The organism is Mesorhizobium sp. M0239 (genome assembly GCF_040321815.1).
Taxonomy (GTDB): Bacteria; Pseudomonadota; Alphaproteobacteria; order Rhizobiales; family Rhizobiaceae; genus Mesorhizobium.
In genome coordinates this window covers 12312-28499 of record NZ_JAMYSG010000005.1, presented here as the reverse complement: position 1 = coordinate 28499, position 16188 = coordinate 12312, and the positions used below count along the sequence as shown (strand labels likewise).

At 62.4% G+C, this 16188-nt stretch carries 13 protein-coding genes and 1 pseudogene; 5 read left to right on the top strand and 9 right to left on the bottom strand.

Going from position 1 to position 16188, the window contains the following annotated elements; genetic code table 11:
- Positions 1–99 precede the first annotated feature (99 nt).
- The 7 genes and pseudogenes from NKI99_RS05995 to NKI99_RS05965 all read right to left on the bottom strand — a co-directional run bounded on the left by NKI99_RS05995 (position 100) and on the right by NKI99_RS05965 (position 6012).
- The gene (locus NKI99_RS05995) at positions 100–2070 is read right to left on the bottom strand and encodes an acyltransferase family protein (protein WP_352610154.1); all 1971 of its coding nucleotides are present in this window, start codon (positions 2068–2070) and stop codon (positions 100–102) included.
- A gap of 23 nt (positions 2071–2093) precedes the next feature.
- The gene (locus NKI99_RS05990; RefSeq protein WP_352610152.1) at positions 2094–3008 is read right to left on the bottom strand and encodes a hypothetical protein; all 915 of its coding nucleotides are present in this window, start codon (positions 3006–3008) and stop codon (positions 2094–2096) included.
- A gap of 33 nt (positions 3009–3041) precedes the next feature.
- Complete coding sequence (locus tag NKI99_RS05985; RefSeq protein ID WP_013529552.1) at positions 3042–3188, bottom strand: hypothetical protein; 147 nt, start codon at positions 3186–3188, stop codon at positions 3042–3044.
- Between the two features lie 25 nt (positions 3189–3213).
- Entirely contained in the window at positions 3214–3468 is a 255-nt protein-coding gene (locus NKI99_RS05980) for a GlsB/YeaQ/YmgE family stress response membrane protein (RefSeq protein ID WP_013529551.1), read from the bottom strand.
- A gap of 110 nt (positions 3469–3578) precedes the next feature.
- Positions 3579–3781: pseudogene (locus NKI99_RS05975) on the bottom strand (hypothetical protein).
- Positions 3782–3881: 100 nt separating this feature from the next.
- Positions 3882–4502, bottom strand: coding sequence for a ribonuclease D (locus NKI99_RS05970; protein ID WP_031213535.1), 621 nt, complete (start codon positions 4500–4502; stop codon positions 3882–3884).
- A 124-nt stretch (positions 4503–4626) separates the two neighbouring features.
- Positions 4627–6012 carry a M20/M25/M40 family metallo-hydrolase gene (locus NKI99_RS05965; RefSeq protein ID WP_352610150.1) on the bottom strand — a complete coding sequence of 462 codons (1386 nt, stop codon included), beginning with the start codon at positions 6010–6012 and terminating at the stop codon, positions 4627–4629.
- 415 nt (positions 6013–6427) lie between these two features.
- Between NKI99_RS05965 and polA the strand changes: the two genes are divergently transcribed.
- On the top strand, positions 6428–9379 hold the full coding sequence (polA, locus tag NKI99_RS05960; RefSeq protein ID WP_023812503.1) for a DNA polymerase I: 2952 nt from the start codon (positions 6428–6430) through the stop codon (positions 9377–9379).
- Between the two features lie 82 nt (positions 9380–9461).
- Here the strand turns inward: polA and NKI99_RS05955 are convergent, their stop codons facing one another.
- A complete protein-coding gene (locus NKI99_RS05955) occupies positions 9462–9866 on the bottom strand; it encodes a Fur family transcriptional regulator (protein WP_013529546.1) in 405 nt (134 codons plus the stop codon).
- 245 nt (positions 9867–10111) lie between these two features.
- On the opposite strand from NKI99_RS05955, the gene NKI99_RS05950 reads away from it, so the two are divergent.
- The 3 genes from NKI99_RS05950 (at position 10112) to NKI99_RS05940 (ending at position 13504) form a co-directional block, all read left to right on the top strand.
- Positions 10112–12310 carry a caspase family protein gene (locus NKI99_RS05950; protein ID WP_352610148.1) on the top strand — a complete coding sequence of 733 codons (2199 nt, stop codon included), beginning with the start codon at positions 10112–10114 and terminating at the stop codon, positions 12308–12310.
- A 166-nt stretch (positions 12311–12476) separates the two neighbouring features.
- Complete coding sequence (locus NKI99_RS05945; RefSeq protein ID WP_245486102.1) at positions 12477–12800, top strand: hypothetical protein; 324 nt, start codon at positions 12477–12479, stop codon at positions 12798–12800.
- Complete coding sequence (locus NKI99_RS05940) at positions 12797–13504, top strand: DUF4760 domain-containing protein (protein ID WP_352440844.1); 708 nt, start codon at positions 12797–12799, stop codon at positions 13502–13504. Before NKI99_RS05945 ends, NKI99_RS05940 begins: the two co-directional genes overlap by 4 nt.
- A 60-nt stretch (positions 13505–13564) precedes the next feature.
- On the opposite strand, the gene NKI99_RS05935 is transcribed toward NKI99_RS05940, so the two are convergent.
- Positions 13565–14659, bottom strand: a complete 1095-nt coding sequence (locus tag NKI99_RS05935; protein WP_352610145.1) for a trypsin-like serine peptidase — start codon at positions 14657–14659, stop codon at positions 13565–13567.
- A gap of 397 nt (positions 14660–15056) precedes the next feature.
- Here NKI99_RS05935 and NKI99_RS05930 point away from each other — a divergent pair, with 397 nt between their 5' ends.
- On the top strand, positions 15057–16154 hold the full coding sequence (locus NKI99_RS05930; protein WP_352610143.1) for a S1 family serine peptidase: 1098 nt from the start codon (positions 15057–15059) through the stop codon (positions 16152–16154).
- The last annotated feature ends 34 nt before the right edge of the window (positions 16155–16188 follow it).

The window sequence follows — 16188 nt, the reverse complement described above, 5'->3', positions numbered from 1 at the left end:
ATGCGGCGATTTAAGGGCGGGTTAAGTCGTGTCCGAATGCCGGCCTTGGCATTGGTCAACGATGTTGATGCGAAAAAGCCGCTACGCCTTGATATCTCGCTAGAGACCCGCCGCCTTCGCCAGATAGGGCGCCAGCGCCAGCGCATAGGTGGCCGTCATATGGTGATGGTCGCGCCAGACGATGATGTTGCCGACCACGGCCGAACAGCTGTTCTTGCCACATAAGGCATCGTTCATGTCAACGACGCGGACCCCCGGCAATGCCCCTGCGGCGAGGGCGAAGACGTCGCTCGTCTCCACCTCGTGTCGCGCGTTGACGCATTTGTCGGGATCGGCGGCCAGGCAATCACCGGGATCGAACTTGACGAAAGGCGTGTTCCGGATGGCGATAATGCGCACGCCGGCTCTGTTCAAGTCGCTCCAGATGCCGCGCAAACCGTCGATCATTGCTGGCTCCGGTGTGTCGGAATAGCGAGACTGGCTGGTGAACATCAGGTCTGGCCGCAATTTCCTGATCTCGGCGAGAACGTTGTCGCGCCATGTTGCGCAGGCCTCATACGGCTTACCGTCATCCGTCACCGCGGCAAGGGTGAAAGGGCATGCAGCCTTGGTGAAGGTGACCAGTTTCCACTTGCGGTCCCTGGCAATCTCGTCGATGGCCGGGATCCATTGTGCTGCGTGTGAATCGCCTGCGACGACAATGGTCCTGGTTCCCTGGGGATCGCCGAGCTGGCAGCCCACAGCTTGCGTGCTGTCCTGCTCCTGATGGCATTTCAGTCGATAGACGATCGGTACGTCACGCCTGAGTTTGCCGAGGGATGGCAGCAGTTCCACGTCGCGCGGAACCGAAGCGTTGGCAAGCAGCGCTGCCGGCCCTGGATAATTCGGTGTCCCGATCAGGGTGATATCGACGTCTTGCCTGTCGAGCGCATAGCCGAACCCACCCGACACCATCACGCAGACGGCAACGGCGGCAGTGGCATAGGCCAGAGGTTTCCGTTCCGTATCCGGCCGCGGCTGCCGGTAGCGCTGTTCGACATATCGGTAGGACAGGTCCGAGATTGCCAGCGTCAGGGCGATCAGCACGACACCTGCAAAGAGCCCGGCGGCGGGGCGATGCGCCGAATAGAAAACAACCAGCGGCCAATGCCAGAGGTAGATCGAATACGACCGGTCGCCGACATAGCAAAGGATGCTGGCGTCAAGTGCGCGAAACCGACCTAGTTTGATGCCGCCGGCGGCAATGATGAGCACCGTTCCCAGGGTCGGCAGCAACGCAAGAGCGCCAGGAAATGGCGTCGAGGCGGAAAGGAAAAGCGCTGAAAACCCGATAGCGCCAATACCGGTCATCGCCATTGCGGTGCGCAATGGCAGCCCTGCCCTGAACCGATGGACCGTCAGCGCCAGCAGGCCACCGAGCGCCAGCTCCCACAGACGGGTATGGGTTACGAAATAAGCGGCGGCCGGATCGCTCCGGGTGATGAGAACCGAGGCGATCAGCGATCCGGCAAAAACCGCGGTCAGCCCTACGAGGAATACGCCTTTCGCTGGCCGCCCGAGACGGCGCGCCAGCCAAAGGCCTGCCACCATCAGCAATGGCCAGACGATATAGAACTGCTCCTCGATCGATAGAGACCAGTAATGTTGTACCGGGCTCGCCGCCTCCTCGGCGCCGAGATAGTCGACCGCCTGCCAGGCAAGCCGCCAGTTCTGCACATAGAGCGCACTGGCAGCGACCTGGATCGCCGTCTCTTCCCAACGGGCCATGGACAGGAAGACCAGCGTTCCGGCGAGCGTGGCAAGAAGGGCCAGGATCGCAGTCGGCAGCAGTCGCCGCACTCGCCGCGAATAAAAGGCCATCAGCGAGATGCGACCATCGCGCAACGCCATGCGGGCAAGCAGACCGGTGATGAGATAGCCCGAGATGACGAAGAACACATCGACCCCGACATACCCACCAGGAAGAACCGCGGGCCAGATGTGGAAAACCACCACCAGGGCAACGGCAATGCCACGCAGCCCCTGGATTTCAGGCCGCAATGCAACAGGCCCCTCAGCGTTTTCTGTCAACACCACCCGCCTCAGACCTGATTTCAGATGGGCTCGAACTTCACATCCGGCTGGTCGGGACCGCCCGCTTGCCGCAACAGCGCGAGAATGTGTTCGCTCCTGTCAACCTGCTGTCGCCTCCAGTTCGAGGCGTTCGTTACATGCAGCCAGCCATCGACCACCATGAAAAAATCCTCGGATTGATCATGTCCAGCGCCGAAGCGAAGCGATTTGTTTTCAGCGAACCGAACCATCGCCGGGTCGATCGACCTGTAGAGCACCGGCCAGTTGCCGCCGCCGGAATCCATATGAAACTTGTAGCTCGGGGCGAAATCCAGCCGCCGTCGCAACAGGCTTCCATCGAAAAAACAGAAGCCGGGCCACAAAAACCAGCCGCCTGGTGTCGGCGTATCGCGCCGCACGCTGCCGTAGAGGCTCTTGCCCTCCATCCGGTCGCGGATCGAAAATGGTTCAGTTGGAAAGATGTCATGATCGATGAAGCCGAAAAGCTTCGGCCCGAACCCAGGCAAGAAATTCCGCACGATCCAGTTGAGCGCTTGACCGTGCGATCTGCTGACGACCAGCCTGTTCTTCGGCAATGCCACATAGGGAACATGCTGGCGACGGCAGAGATCGCGGATCGCTTGCCTCGCCTCGTCCTTCTTGCTGTTGTCGAAGACGATGTAGCTCTCGTGCTCGGCAACGTATCGGCGCACCAGGTGGATCTGCCATTCGATCATTTCGGGCCGGTTGAAGGCCACGGTGGCGACGACCGCACCGCGGAATACCTGCTCTTGCCCTTGCAATTCGCTGACCGGCGCGGATGTCCTCAGAAAGCGAAACACCCGCCAATGATAGCGCAACAGCGCCTCGCGCCTTGGCGGCCTGTTCAGCCTCTCCCATTCCGCGACGGTAATTCTGGGCGGATCGTCGTCTTCCGGCGCGTCGGAAGCCCCCATGTCGCGCTCCTGCATCTGCCCCACCGGTGCAGGCTAGTTCTGCTGGATCGAAATGCCCTTGTCGTCGATCTTGAGTTCGACGCCTTTGGGTTTGGTCTGCTCGCGATAGACGTAGATGCCGAGCGCAATGACCACGACGACGAGCGCGCCAATGACGAGATAGAGCGTATTCTGTTTCATGGCGCGCTCTTTGCGTTGTCGAGCCTCAGGCTCTTTTCAGGACCTTGACCAGCACCAGCAGGATGATGGCGCCGATTGTGGCATGGATGATCGCGGCGAGAGTGCCGCCGCCGATGGAAAATCCGATCCTCGGGAACAGCCAGCCAGCGATGAACGCGCCGACGATACCGACAATGATGTTGCCGATCAGACCGAAGCCGAAGCCGGAAACGATAAGACCGGCGAGCCAGCCGGCGATGGCACCGATGATGATGAAGACGAGCAGGCTTTCGACACCCATAGAGAGTTCCTCCGAGCAAGAGGACGACGGCGGAACGGAAAGCTCCGAATCGGCCTCGATATCAACAGCTTCAGGCTATTCGAAAGCGGCCGGCCTCACCAGCGGCGCCATCATTGATCGTCATCGTCGCTTGCGGCAGGGCGCCAACTGGTCGGCTCGACCTTCTTTTGCGTGTGACTGTCGATATAGACCCACCAGCCGTCGTCGCGATATTGCGCGATGGATTCGTTGATGACGCCGTCGCTGTCCTTCCAGGTCACGGAGACCTTGGAGCCATCTGTCGGTGCGGTCGCATCGGCTTTCTGTCCGCCATGTCATCATCCCCCAATTGCACCGACAAACTGAGCCGACAGAACGCGGCGGCCTGCATCCGGTTCCAAACGCTCACCGGCCGCGGAGCGCGCCGACGACCGTCAGCTATGGGCGAAGATATCCTCTTCGTCCCAGCCCATCAGGTCAAGCTTGGCACGCGTCGGCAGGAAGCGGAAGCAGGCATCGGCTTCCTTGATCCGCCCATCGCGCGCCAGCCGTCCGGCCAGCACATCGCGCAACCGGTGCAGATAGAGCACATCGGAAGCTGCATATTCGAGCTGTTCGGGCGACAGCGTCTCGGCCGCCCAGTCCGACGATTGCTGCGCCTTGGAGAGGCCGACGCCAAGAAGCTCGAAGCAGATGTCCTTCAGCCCGTGGCGGTCGGTGTAGGTGCGGGTCAGCCGCGAGGCGATCTTGGTGCAGAACACCGGCTCGGGCATGACGCCGAACGCATTGTAGAGCACGGCAAGGTCGAAGCGTCCGTAGTGGAACAGCTTGGTTACGCCGCGGTTCCGCAGCAGGCTGACGAGGTTCGGCGCCTTCTTCTGGCCGGGCGCGATCTGGATCACATCGGCCGTGCCGTCGCCAGGCGAAATCTGCACCACGCACAGCCGGTCGCGATGCGGATTGAGCCCCAGCGTTTCGGTGTCGATGGCCACTGCCCCGACATTGTAGTGCGAGAGGTCGGGCAGATCATGCTTGTGGAAACGGATATCGGCCATTGTCTTCTCCGGTCGAGCCTTGCGCGTCCCTTGACCCGCAAGGGACGCTGTAGCGCTTTGTCTTGTGGCCCGTCCTCGCCGCGTTCCGCTGAAAAATCAACTGAAAGTTGATTTTCACGCCGCGTCAGCGGGTCAGCGCATCGAGAATCCGCGCCCAGGAGCGCTGGCCCTTGTGGAAGGAGCTGAGCTCGTATTTCTCGTTGGGCGAGTGGATGCGGTCGTCGTCGAGGCCGAACCCGACCAGCAGCGATTCCATGCCGAGATAGGTCTGGAAGTCGCCGACCACCGGTATCGACCCGCCGCTGCCCGTCGTCACCGCCGGCTTCGGCCATTCGTCGGACAGCGCATCCTTGGCCTTGGCCAGGAAGGGCGAGTCGTAGGAAAGCTGGATTGCCGGCGAGCCGCCATGCGGATGGAATTCGACCGAGCAGTCGGCCGGAATCCGCTCCTTGACGAATTTCTGGAACGCCGCGCGGATTTTCTTGGGATCCTGCTTGTGTACGAGGCGAAACGACACCTTCGCCGAGGCTTCGGCCGCGATCACCGTCTTGAAGCCCTTGCCGGTGTAGCCGCCGATGATGCCGTTGAACTCGGCCGTCGGCCGCGCCCAGGTCAACTCCAGCACGGAGCGGCCCTTTTCGCCCGACGGGATCGACAGGCCGACTGGCCCGAGGAACGTCTCGGCCGTCTCGCCCAGCGTCTCCCAAGATTTCAGGATCTGCGACGGCGTTTCCTCGACGCCGTCATAGAAGCCGGGAATGGTGATGTGACCGTCCTTGTCGTGGATATCGGCCAGCACCTTGGCCAGGATGCGGATCGGGTTGGCGGCGGCACCCCCATAGAGGCCCGAATGTAGGTCGCGATCGGCCGCCTTCACCGTGATCTCCTCACCGACCAGCCCGCGCAGCCCGACGCAGATCGACGGCGTGTCGCGGTCCCACATGCCAGTATCGCAGACCAGCGCGAAATCGGCCTTGAGTTCGTCGGCATTGGCTTCGAGGAACGGCTTCAACGAGGGCGAGCCGGATTCCTCTTCGCCCTCGAACAGGATGGTGATGCGGCAAGGCAAATTGCCGTGCACCTGCTTCCAGGCGCGGCAGGCCTCGACGAAGGTCATCAGCTGGCCCTTGTCGTCGGCCGAGCCGCGTCCGGTGATCACCTTGTGATCCGGGCCGACCTCCTTGACCGCGGGGGCGAACGGGTCGCTTTCCCACAATTCGATCGGATCGACCGGCTGCACGTCATAATGGCCGTAAAACAGCACATGCGGCGAACCGGCCGGGCCATCGTGATGGGCGACCACCATCGGGTGTCCGGGCGTGTCGCGCACACTGGCATCGAAGCCGATCAGCTTGAGCTCCGCCACGAGCCATTCCGCCGCCTTGCGGCAGTCGGCGGCATAGGCCGGATCGGTGGAGATCGACTTGATCCTGAGCAGGCCGAACAGGCGTTCGAGGCTCTGGTCGAGATTCTTGTCGAGACGGTCGAGGACGGGGGAAACTGCGGACATATGTGAAGCCTTTCGATTCAGAACCCGAACCGTAAAGGCAGGACAGCAAAACGAAAAGCCCGCGATCATTGGACCACGGGCTGCAAACGTCTGTCTGGGATAAAAAAGACCGCCGTGGTGGAGGGGGAACCACGGCGGCCTTCTACTCGAAACGATGCGGCAGCCCGGAGAGGGGGGATAGGCTGCCGCAGGTGTCCGGGATAGGCGGGGGACGGGCCTTGCTCCGGACTCGGCGAAAACTGCCGATGACGTGTATTTGGGTCTCTGAACATGGCGATTCAAGGGCACGAAAATTACAGTTTTGTAACATAGGCGTGAGCGGGGTGACGGCGATCTGTCAGGGTGTTGCCGGAACCGATAGTTGAGGCTGCCTTTGGCATGGACCAAGCCGCCGCGCCGCGCTATCCCTGCCGGCATGAAAAAAGGCGATCATCTCTTCCTTGTCGACGGCTCCGGCTACATCTTCCGTGCCTATCACGCGCTGCCGCCGCTGACCCGCAAATCCGACGGCCTGCCGGTGGGCGCCGTTTCCGGCTTCTGCAACATGCTGTGGAAGCTGATGCTCGACGCCCGCAACACCGATGTAGGCATTGTGCCAACGCATTTCGCCGTCATTTTCGACTATTCGTCGAAAACCTTCCGCAACGACCTCTACCCCGAATACAAGGCCAACCGCTCGGCACCGCCGGAAGATTTGATCCCGCAATTCGGCCTGATCCGCCAGGCGACCAGGGCGTTCAACCTGCCCTGCGTCGAGATCGAAGGCTACGAGGCCGACGATCTGATCGCCACCTATGCGAGGCTGGCCTGCGAAGCTGGCGGCGACACCACCATCATCTCCTCCGACAAGGATCTGATGCAGCTGGTCGGCGACACGGTCGCCATGTACGACCCGATGAAGGACCGCCAGATCGGCATTCCGGAAGTCATCGAAAAATGGGGCGTGCCGCCGGAGAAGATGGTCGATCTGCAGGCACTGACCGGCGATTCGGTCGACAATGTGCCTGGTGTGCCCGGCATAGGGCCGAAGACGGCGGCGCAACTGCTCGAACAGTTCGGTGACCTCGACACGCTGCTGGCCCGGGCCGGCGAGATCAAGCAGGACAAGAGGCGCGAATCGATCATCGCCAACGCCGACAAGGCGCGCATTTCGCGTCAGCTGGTGACGCTGATGAACGATGTGCCGGTCGCCGAGGGACTGGACGATTTCGTCCTGCACGCGCCGGACGGCCCGAAGCTGATCGGTTTCTTGAAGACCATGGAATTCACGTCACTGACCCGCCGTGTCGCGGAGGCGACCAGCACCGAGGCCGGCGATGTCCAGGCCGTCGCGGTCACCGTCGAACGCGCCGACCATGCCCATGGCCCGGATGTTGGGGCCGGTTTGCCGCCGGTTGCCCGAAACGCGTCCGGCACTGGATCGGACGAAGCCGGCGGGACGGCGGAGACGTCAAAACAAGGCGATACCCCTTCCCTGCTCGCGGCACTAAGGCTGGAGCGCGCGGCCACCGGCAAGATCGACACTTCGGCCTATCACTGCATCCGCGATATCTCGGCCCTGAAAGCCTGGGTCGCCGAGGCGCGAGAGGCCGGCATCACCGCCTTCGATGTCAGGGCAACATCGGCTGATCCGATGCAGGCCGAACTGATCGGCATGGCCATCGCCACAGCGCCCGGCCGCGCCGCCTACATTCCTTTTGCCCACATGAGCGGCAATGGCGACCTGCTCGGTGGTGGCGCGCTCGAAAACCAGATTCCGCTGCGCGAGGCGCTGGCCGTGCTGAAACCGCTGCTCGAAGACAGATCGGTTCTCAAGATCGCGCAGAACCTGAAATACGATCTTGTCATCATGAGCCGCTACGGCATCGATGTCGCACCGTTCGACGACACCATGCTGATCTCCTACGTGCTCGATGCCGGCACGCCCCATGGTCACGGCCTGGACTCGCTAGCCGAGAAATGGCTGGGTCATACCCCTCTCCTGCTCAAGGACGTCACCGGCTCCGGCAAAAGCTCCGTCGGTTTCGATCAGGTCGACATCGACAAGGCGACCGCTCATGCCGCCGAAGACGCCGATATGACGCTGCGGCTCTGGCTGGTGCTGAAACCGCGGCTTGCCGCCAAAGGCCTAGTGTCGGTCTATGAGCGGCTGGAGCGGCCGCTGGTGCCGGTGCTGGCGCGCATGGAACAGCGCGGCATCTCGGTCGACCGGCAGATCCTGTCGCGGCTCTCCGGCGAACTGGCGCAGGGCGCCGCTCGCCTCGAAGAGGAGATCTACCAGCTCATCGGCGAACGCATCAACATCGGCTCGCCAAAGCAGCTCGGCGACATCCTGTTCGGGCGCATGGGCCTGCCCGGCGGTTCGAAGACCAAGACCGGCCAGTGGTCGACCTCGGCGCAGCTTCTTGAAGATCTCGCCGCGGAAGGCCACGAACTGCCGCGCAAGATCGTCGACTGGCGCCAGCTGACCAAGCTGAAATCGACCTATACCGATGCGCTGCCGGGCTTCATCCACCCCGACACCAAGCGCGTCCACACCTCCTACGCGCTGGCGGCGACGACGACGGGCCGGCTGTCGTCCTCCGATCCGAACCTGCAGAACATCCCGGTGCGCACCGCCGAAGGCCGCAAGATCAGGACCGCCTTCATCACCGACAAGAGCCATCGGCTGGTCTCGGCCGACTACAGCCAGATCGAACTGCGGGTGCTCGCCCATGTCGCCGAGATCCCGCAATTGCGGCAGGCTTTCGCCGACGGCGCCGATATCCACGCCATCACCGCGTCTGAGATGTTCAACGTGCCGGTCGAGGGCATGCCTTCGGAAGTCCGTCGCCGCGCCAAGGCGATCAATTTCGGCATCATCTACGGCATTTCGGCCTTTGGTCTCGCCAACCAGCTGTCGATCCCGCGCGAGGAGGCCGGCAACTACATCAAGAAATATTTCGAGCGCTTCCCCGGCATCCGCGATTACATCGAGGAGACCAAGGCCTATGCCCGCGAGCATGGCTTTGTCGAAACGATCTTCGGCCGTCGCATCCATTACCCCGACATAAGATCGTCCAACCCCTCGCTTCGCGCCTTCAACGAACGCGCCTCGATCAACGCCCGCCTGCAAGGCACCGCCGCCGATATCATCCGCCGTGCCATGATCCGCATGGAGGAGGCGCTGGAAAAAGCAGGGCTTTCCGCACGCATGCTGCTGCAGGTGCATGACGAACTGATTTTCGAGACCGTCGAGGCGGAAGTCGAGGCGACGATCCCGGTCGTGCGTCACGTCATGGAAAACGCGGCGATGCCAGCGGTATCGATGTCGGTGCCGCTGCATGTCGATGCGCGCGCCGCCAACAACTGGGACGAGGCGCATTGACGCTCCGCCTCTTCGTCATCCTAGGGCGAAGCAAGGAGCGAAGCGACGCGGCGTAGACCCTAGGATGACGAAGCGATGGGCCTCAAGCCGCTTCGGCCAGGCACTTGGCACACGTCCCGCGAAACTCGATCACCGCCTTCTTGGCGGCGAAGCCTGTCGAGCGCACCCATTCGTCCAAGCTGTGGCCGACATCGTGGTCGGACATTTCGGTCACCTGCCCACATGTGTCGCATATCGCGAAGGCGGTCATCGAATGGCTGTGGTCGTGCGGCTCGGCGCAGGCGACGAAAGAATTGATGCTTTCGAGCCGGTGCACGAAACCTGACTTCACCAGCGTGTCGAGCGCTCGATAGACCTGCAGAGGCGCGCGAAAACCGCGCTCGCGCAGTTGGTCGAGCAAGGTATAGGCACTGAGCGGTCCGCTGGCGGTCTCGAGTTTCTCGAGCACGCACAGCTGGTTCTTCGTCAGCACATCCCTTGCCGCCATGATCCTGTTTCCAACTCGCCTTCCGTCGCTTGCGCCGCGCACAAACTATCCATGTACCCATCCAGATAGCGACGAACAGGCATTTTTGCTACTGTTTCCAGCATTCTGCCCGCAAGGCGGTCGAGAACATCGATCGGAGCGGGGCAACAGGCAGGTTGCTCTGCGATGTAACGTTCAAAATACTGACAATATCTTCAGCGAGGATTGCCGCGCTTGGAATTTCGGTCGGGCTTGGGGAAGCAATCATGATCAAATTGACGCGGCGGACGCTGCTGGTCGGCACGTCCGCTTTGACCATGGCCGGCATGGTGTCGTTCCGGACCATGGCCGCATCGCGCACCTATCATGCGCTGCTGGTCGCCTGCACCGAATATCCCAACCTTCCGCAGAGGAATTGGCTGGTCGGGCCGAAGAACGATGCAGCCCTCGTCCGCGACTATCTCCTGAAGAATGTGCCCGACCCGGTGCGGTTCGCGCCGGAGAACGTCACGCTGCTCGCCAAGGATGTCCCCGGCGCCAGTGGCCTGCCGACCCATGCGGCCATCAAGGCCGCATTGGCCGACCTTGCCGCCAAGGTTCAGCGCGACGATTTCGTCTATCTGCATCTGTCCGGTCACGGCGCCCAGCAGCCGCAGATGGTCAAGGGCGACGAAACCGACGGGCTCGACGAGATCTTCCTGCCCGTCGATATCGGCAAATGGATCAACCGCGATGCCGGCGTGCCCAATGCGCTGATCGACAACGAGATCGGCGCGGCACTCGACGCCATTCGCGACAAGGGCGCTTTCGTCTGGGTCGTGTTCGACTGCTGCCATTCCGGCACCGCGACACGCGCCGTCGAGGTCGATGACGAGTTGGAGCGCAAGGTCGAGTTCGCCGACCTGGTCGGCGGCAACGAGGCCGAGCGGGCTGCCGCGATCAAGGCCTATGACGAGGTGATTTCGGTCGCCGGCTCGCGCGGCGTCGACGACAATGGCACGCGCAAGCCCGCCTTCACCCTGACGCCGACCGGTGGCGAACCGATCACCAAGGGCAAACTGGTCGCCTTCTATGCCGCGCAGACGGTGGAGACGACACCGGAAATGCCGCTGCCCAAGGGCATCGCGGATGCGCCGCGGTTCGGCCTGTTCACCTTCACCATCCTGTCGAAACTGGCCGAGAATCCCAACGTCACCTATCGCCAGCTCGGCCAGGCCGTGCTGCAGCAATATTCGGCCGACAGCCGCACCCGGCCGACACCGCTGTTCGAGGGCGAACTGGATGCGCGGGTGTTCGGCACCGACAAGACCGACGCGGTCATGCAGTGGCCTGTCGTCATCAAGGACGGCGAAGCGACGATCGGCGCCGGCCTGCTGCACCGCCTCACCCCCGGCAGCAAGCTCGCCATCCTGCCGTCGGCGCTATCGCCGCTGTCCGACGCTGTCGGATTTTTGGAAGTGCAGTCGGCAAAAAACCTGGAAAGCCGCGTCAAGCCGGTCGAGTTCGACAAGAAGCCGGCGCTCAAAGTCGCCGACATTCCCGCCAACGCCTATGGGCGGGTGGCGGAGATCGCCGTCGACTACAAGCTCGTCTTGGCGCGGCCGGCCGCGGCCAAGGGACTTGAGAAGGAAACCGCTCTGGTCAATGCGGTTCTCGACGAACTGGCCACAGCCAGGGAGACCGGCTTCAACATCGAGCTGGTCGAGCCCGGCAAGAGCGCCGACCTCCGCCTCGCGGTGATGCGCGAGAATGCCGTTCCCGGCGCCGCCAAGGATGCGACCGCTAAGCCGGCGCTGTGGTTCCTGCCGGCGTCGGGCGACGTGACCTTGAAGGAGGGCGGCAAACCGCCGCTGATCATCATTCACGACCGCCAGAAACTGGCCGATGCAACGACCAGGAACCTGCGCACCATCTTCCGCGCCACCGGGCTTTCGCGGCTGGCGGCGGCCTCGGACTACAGGCCCGAGGACGTCGACGTCCAGTTCCAGGTCAAACGTCGCGACAAGGATGGCCTCGAACCGCTGCAGGCTTCGGTTGTGCCGCGCGTCTCGCCGGGCGACGAAGTGCATGTGCTGGCCAGGAACGGCTCGGATCTGCTGGTCGACATCAACGTGCTCTATGTCGGCAGCGACTATTCGATCACCCATATCGTTGCCGAACGCCTCGCCCCGCAAGCCATACTCGAAGAGGGGCTGCTGGCCTTCACCGACACCAGCTTCGGCATGGAACGGATGATCGCGGTTTTGACCGAGGCGCCGCCGGAGAGCGAGAAGCAGGATCTGAGCTTCCTGGCACAGGACGGCGTCGCCTCGGCGACACGCGGAATGGGCTCCGCCGGCTTCTCCGACATGCTGACCGATCTCGGCATGGCGCCGGCAACCCGCTCGGTGATGCGGCTTGCCGACAAGAGCGGCCCGAAAGGCGCGGTAATGATCTTCCCGCTGGAGACGGTGCCGCGCGCCTGAGCGGATGCCGGCGCGCAGGGCTCTGCGGCGGCTCTTGCGCGATCGGCGCGATATGAGAACATTCCCGGCCGCTGACGCATGACGGCGGATGAAATGGATAGGATCGATTGTGAAGAATTCTGTGTTTTCCTGGCGTGGAACGGTAGTCGGCCTTGCCGGCGGCCTGTTGCTGATCGCCAACGCGTCGGCGGACGAGGCCTGCGGCCTATGCGTCAAGCAGATCGTCACCAACTCGGAACTGGCGACATGTTTTCTCGATCAGTACGACCAGTTCGCCAAAAGCGGCAGCGACGCGGTTGTCGTCGATCTCAGCAACTGCGCCTCGCGTGGCGTCGTCGAAGCCTTGCCGTCCCCGAACAAGGGGGCGGCGGAGCCTGACGTACAGTTCATGATTTCGCGCCTGCAGTTGCAATGCCTGAAAAAGAAGCTGGAGACGCCGGGCATTGTGCTTGATCCCTCCGCCACCATTGAACTGGACAGCTGCGGATGAAGAAGCCGACGGGCAACACCAGGCAGACAGCAATGACCGCACCCGCAAAAGCGCAGGCCGGCAAACCGGCCCTGCAGGAAACCACCGAGGGTTTCCCGTGGCCAAGCAGCCACGAGATCAAGAAGGAGAGCAACCCCTTCACAGACCGCGATTGGCGCATGCTGGTCTATGCCTGGTCGGGCATGGCCGTGCGTCTCGCCATCATCTTCACCTTGATGTTCTCGGTCTACCAGTTCCTGGCCAACCAAGAGCAGAAGCGCGTCGAGCAGACCATGTCGCTTGTCGAGCTCTGGGAAAACAAGGACTACCAGCAGGCGCAGCGTGCCCTGAAGGATCGTCTGACGGCGCTCAACGCCAAATATGACAATCTGCTCAGCGCCAACCCCTCGCCGACCGAGGAGCAGGTGTTCCGGCAACGCATCGGCATCGAGGCGATGACCGCCTCCGGCGGCGACATGCCGCTCGCCGACTTCAGCGAGAATTTCGATCGCATCGTCTATTTCCTCAACCGGCTGTCCTTCTGCATCGACGGCGATTTGTGTTCGCGCAAAGTGACCGATGCTTATTTCCGTGACTATGCCGTCTCTTTCTGGAGCTATTTTGCCGGCTACATAGATAAGCAGCGCAAGGCGGGTTCTCCCACTTTCGCTTCGGCAATCGAGAGCTACGTGCGCAACGGCACGCCTGCAGCCGAAGCCAAATAGCGGCGCGAAAAAGGCGGCGGGATTGCTCCGCCGCCTTTTTCCACCGCGAAGGCGCAGTGATTACTTATACAGGCTGTTGATCCACTGGACATTGGCGGCGTTCAGGCGCACGGCGGTGTTCGCGTCGGGGCTTTCCGCCACGTTGACACCGGTGACGATGCGCTGCTTGGCCTTGTTGTCGTAGGCATAGACCGAGCTGCCGCTCGACCCTGGGAACGTATCGCAGTCGTACTGGAAATATTCCGGCGCGATGTTTTCGGCGTGCACTTCGCAGTTTGCCTTCCACATCGTGCCCATCGGCTTGTCGCCGGGATAGCCGACGAGATTGGCGGTGAAGTCGCCGAGATCGTCATAGTTCGCATAGCCCAGCCAGCCGAGATTGGTGCCGACATCCTGCTTCAGCGTGACGATGCCGAGATCCCACAGCAGGACCGAACCATAATAACCCTGGTAGTTGTCGATGAAGCCTTGCAGCACATAGGCGCTTTCGAAGGCGAAGGCGCCGAACGGTGCGTCGTCGGCCGTGCTGCCGTTAAGGCCCGGCACGAACAGGTAGTCGGAGAGCCAATCCTTGTCCTCATGACTGTAGAGGCAGTGCGCGGCGGTGAGTACGGTTCGCGGACCGATCAGCGTTGCCGAACAGCTGCCGAAGCTGCCCGTCTTCGGCGATTTGGCTTCGAGATAGCCTATTGCCGAGAACGGATAGGTCTTGGTGTTCTTGACCTGCTCGCGATCGTCGGTGCCGAAAACCTGACGGCCGGCTTCGCCTTCGCCGAGGTCCGGATCCTCGGTCTTGCGCTCGGCCCCGTCTTTTCCAGTGGCCGGAGCGTTCAGTTCCTTGATGATAAGCTCCCGCAGCGCTTGGCTCGGCTCGATCTTGATCTCCTTGCCATCGGCGGACCGTCCGACGATGCCGTAGGATTTGACAGCCGTTGCCTCGTCGGCAAGCGGCGCGGCGCGGCTGTCTTCGTCGGTCAGCTTCGGTGGCGGGATTGGCTTTGCCCGCCCGGGCTTGTAGTCGCCTGAAGTCACGTCGCGCGCGCTTTCGCCATTGCCGGTACTGGCGGAACCAGGATCGGCGGCGAAAGCCGGAACCGTCCACATTGCGGTGGAAAGCAATGCGGACGCAACAAGTGCGTTTGTCAGTTTTGTCATGGTGAGACTCTCCCAAAAGTCAGCAAGGACTGGATCAAGATACAGAAATATTGTCGAGATCGTGGTGAGGCCAAAAAAGGAGTTTTTGATTACCGGTGCCTGACCTGATCATTACCCCTACAGTCTGTCGAGGTCCCGCCAGAGGCACTCGCGCGGATATATTGCCTAAATTAATACAACATTGGAATGACAAATCGCTTCCACATAGCCCGTGGGGGGCTATAGGATTTTGAGCGAGGTCTGCACAGGAACGCGATCCGCGAAGCGGTGCCCGACTTGGTGTTCCTGCCGTGCCGCAACAACTGTGCTGCGCGGTCTGATCCCCAGGCTGAGGCTTGTTTCGTTGATCATGTGCCGGGGCTGGTCCGCTCGGGTACATGTCTCAGGAGGGCTTCAGGTGAACATCATCCATCGGTTCAGGCCGATCGCCGCCGCATCGCTGCTCGGCATCGCGGCCGTCCTTGCGGCAGCCAATTTCACCCAGGCCGACGAAGCGGTCGCCCGACCGGAGGCAGCGGTCTCGCCAATGAAGCGCGTGACGGAAGCCAGGGCGAAAGCAGCGGCGGAGAACCCCGACGCGGCCGACCGCGTCTATGGCGGCAACCAGGCCGAAAAGGGAGCCTACCCGTTCCAGGTCGCGCTGCTCACCACCGACAGGCTGGACGAGAATCCGGCATCGCAGGCCAACGCCCAATTCTGCGGCGGCAGCCTGATCGCGCCGCAATGGGTGCTGACGGCAGCACACTGCCTCAACGACAAGGGCCAGCCGGTTTCGCCCGAGAGCGTCACCGTGCTGACCGGTGCAACCGATCTCAGCGAAGGCAAGCGCCACAAGGTGGTGGAGGTCATCGTCAACGAAGGCTACAGCGAGCAGACCCTCGACAACGACCTCGGGCTGCTTCGGCTTGCCGAACCGGCCGACGCTCCGACCATCAAGGTCGCCCAGGACGCAACGCCCGAGACCGGCAAGACGACGGTCACCGGCTGGGGCAAGATGCAGGACGGCACCTTTCCGACCACGCTGATGGTCGCCGACCTCGACCTGCAGCCGAACCAGGCCTGCAACAGCGCCATCAAGGCCATCTATGCACATGATCTGAAGGCAGCACTTGGCGATTTGTCGCGCCGTATGCGCTATTCGAAAAAAGGCATCGACGCGGCCGCCAATGCGATCGCCGCCGACATGACCGACCCGCTGACCGGCAACATGATCTGCGCCGGCACCACCAGCGGCGTGCGCGATGCCTGCAATGGCGACAGCGGCGGCCCGTTGTTCATGACCGGCACCGGCGGGCCGGTCCAAATCGGCGTCGTCAGCTGGGGCGAAGGCCCGGCTGACGGCAGTGCTGCCTGCGGCCACAAGGACGCCTACGGCATCTACACGCGGCTGGTCAACTACACCGGCTGGATCGAGGCGAAGATGAAAAGCTCTGCTCCGGCGCCTGCCAAACCCAAGGCGGGACTCGGCACGGCGCAGAAGCCGAAAACGCCCTGAACCGCGGCCATTTGGCTTCCCATGAAAAACGGCG

Excerpts from the sequence above, each read along its gene's own strand:
- polA (WP_023812503.1), top strand. The coding sequence starts at position 6,428 with ATGAAAAAAGGCGATCATCTCTTCCTTGTCGACGGCTCCGGCTACATC.
- NKI99_RS05935 (WP_352610145.1), bottom strand. The coding sequence starts at position 14,659 with ATGACAAAACTGACAAACGCACTTGTTGCGTCCGCATTGCTTTCCACC.
- NKI99_RS05940 (WP_352440844.1), top strand. The coding sequence starts at position 12,797 with ATGAAGAAGCCGACGGGCAACACCAGGCAGACAGCAATGACCGCACCC.
- NKI99_RS05970 (WP_031213535.1), bottom strand. The coding sequence starts at position 4,502 with ATGGCCGATATCCGTTTCCACAAGCATGATCTGCCCGACCTCTCGCAC.
- NKI99_RS05955 (WP_013529546.1), bottom strand. The coding sequence starts at position 9,866 with ATGGCGGCAAGGGATGTGCTGACGAAGAACCAGCTGTGCGTGCTCGAG.
- NKI99_RS05965 (WP_352610150.1), bottom strand. The coding sequence starts at position 6,012 with ATGTCCGCAGTTTCCCCCGTCCTCGACCGTCTCGACAAGAATCTCGAC.
- NKI99_RS05950 (WP_352610148.1), top strand. The coding sequence starts at position 10,112 with ATGATCAAATTGACGCGGCGGACGCTGCTGGTCGGCACGTCCGCTTTG.
- NKI99_RS05985 (WP_013529552.1), bottom strand. The coding sequence starts at position 3,188 with ATGAAACAGAATACGCTCTATCTCGTCATTGGCGCGCTCGTCGTCGTG.
- NKI99_RS05980 (WP_013529551.1), bottom strand. The coding sequence starts at position 3,468 with ATGGGTGTCGAAAGCCTGCTCGTCTTCATCATCATCGGTGCCATCGCC.
- NKI99_RS05990 (WP_352610152.1), bottom strand. The coding sequence starts at position 3,008 with ATGGGGGCTTCCGACGCGCCGGAAGACGACGATCCGCCCAGAATTACC.